General features: G+C 75.1%; 3 protein-coding genes. All 3 read left to right on the top strand.

The window, feature by feature from the left end; genetic code table 11:
* Positions 1 to 378 precede the first annotated feature (378 nt).
* From rpmH to yidD, 3 genes are read left to right on the top strand one after another with little or no spacing between them, the layout of a single operon-like run.
* On the top strand, positions 379 to 513 hold the full coding sequence (gene rpmH, locus HMPREF0731_RS21170; RefSeq protein ID WP_007006287.1) for a 50S ribosomal protein L34: 135 nt from the start codon (positions 379 to 381) through the stop codon (positions 511 to 513).
* Between the two features lie 29 nt (positions 514 to 542).
* The gene (gene rnpA / locus HMPREF0731_RS21165) at positions 543 to 920 is read left to right on the top strand and encodes a ribonuclease P protein component (protein ID WP_007006286.1); all 378 of its coding nucleotides are present in this window, start codon (positions 543 to 545) and stop codon (positions 918 to 920) included.
* Positions 917 to 1,255: a membrane protein insertion efficiency factor YidD gene (gene yidD / locus HMPREF0731_RS21160; protein ID WP_007006285.1), complete on the top strand. Its 339-nt coding sequence runs from the start codon at positions 917 to 919 to the stop codon at positions 1,253 to 1,255. The genes rnpA and yidD overlap by 4 nt, the downstream gene beginning before the upstream one ends.
* The last annotated feature ends 169 nt before the right edge of the window (positions 1,256 to 1,424 follow it).

The raw sequence follows: 1,424 nt of genomic DNA, 5'->3' as shown, positions 1-1,424 counted from the left end.
CCCGCCGCGCCGGCCCCGATGATCGCCAGGTCGTGGTCAGCCATGCGGGTCTCCTTCTCGGCAGGTGGCGGGGCGGGCGCAGGATGCGCGGCGCGGCCGGCGGCGCAAGCCCCGGGCGGTGCCGGCACCGCATCCGGGGCGTGGGGCGGGCAGGCCGCGGCCGGGCGGGGTGGGGAAGGGAATTCGCATGCTCACGCCCGAGATGGGGCTGCCCGCCGCCCGGCGGAAGGGCCCGCCATGCCGTCCGTGGTTGACGCGACGCGATGCACCTCCCTATACGTCGCCACCTTCGCCGGGCGCCCCAGCGTGGTCCGGCTTGTGCCGTGGCGGTCTTCGGGCGCGCACGGTCCCGATCTTGATCTTACGGAGTAGCGCGTCGTGAAGCGTACCTATCAGCCGTCCAAGCTCGTCCGGAAGCGCCGGCACGGTTTCCGCACCCGTATGGCGACGGTCGGCGGCCGCAATGTGCTGGCCAACCGCCGCGCCAAGGGCCGCAAGAAGCTCTCCGCCTGAGCTGACCGGGGCGGAGCCGGCTTTCCGCCATGGCCTCGCCGCCGCGCCTGAAGCGGCGACGCGAATTCCTTCGCGTCGCCGGCAAGGGGAGCCGGGCCGCAAGGCCGAGCCTGGTGTTGCAGGCCCTGCCGGAAACGGCGGGGCCGCTGCGCGTGGGCTTCACCGCCACCAAGAAGCTCGGCAACGCGGTGGTGCGCAACCGCGCCAAGCGACGTCTGCGCGAGGCCGCCCGGCTGCTGCTGGGCCAGGACGCCCCGCCCGGCTGGGATCTGGTGCTGATCGGCCGCGAGGGCACCGGCGGCCGCCGCTTCGACCAGCTGCTGGCCGACCTGCGCGGCGCGCTGCGCCAGGCGGGCGTGCTGCCCCAGGGGAGCGGTAGACCGCAGCCGCCGGCCGCCGGGCCATGAACCGGCTGCGCAACGGCTGGCGGCGCGATCCGGCGGCGCTGTTGCTCAAGGGGGCGGTCCGGGGCTACCAGCTGACGCTCCGCGGGGTGATCGGCAGCCATTGCCGCTTCTACCCGCATTGCAGCGCCTATGCGATCGAGGCGCTGGACACCCATGGCGCGGCGCGCGGCGCCTGGCTCGCCGCCCGGCGCATCCTGCGCTGCCACCCCTGGCACCCCGGCGGCTACGACCCGGTGCCGCCGGCGGAGACGCCAGCGACCCGTTTTCCTGAGGACCCCGAGCCGGCGTCCTCCCCCAGTCGGCCGCCGCGCGCGGTGGCCCAGAACAAGGCCTGACGGCACGGATCCGATGGACCAGAAGCGACTCCTCGCCGCGATTGCGATTTCGATCGGCATCCTGCTCGCCTTCGACCTGTGGAAGCGCGAGACCACGCCGCCGGCGCCCGACGCGCCCGCCGCGGTCACGCAGCAGGCGCCCACCCCCACCGCCCCGGCGGCGGTGGCG

It is taken from the genome of Pseudoroseomonas cervicalis ATCC 49957 (genome assembly GCF_000164635.1).
GTDB classification, from domain to species: Bacteria; Pseudomonadota; Alphaproteobacteria; order Acetobacterales; family Acetobacteraceae; genus Pseudoroseomonas; species Pseudoroseomonas cervicalis.
Note: the sequence above shows the minus strand (reverse complement) of the source record. Positions and strands in the feature narration are given on the sequence as shown.

Coding starts and splice junctions, on each gene's coding strand:
- rnpA (WP_007006286.1), top strand. CDS start 543: ATGGCCTCGCCGCCGCGCCTGAAGCGGCGACGCGAATTCCTTCGCGTC.
- yidD (WP_007006285.1), top strand. CDS start 917: ATGAACCGGCTGCGCAACGGCTGGCGGCGCGATCCGGCGGCGCTGTTG.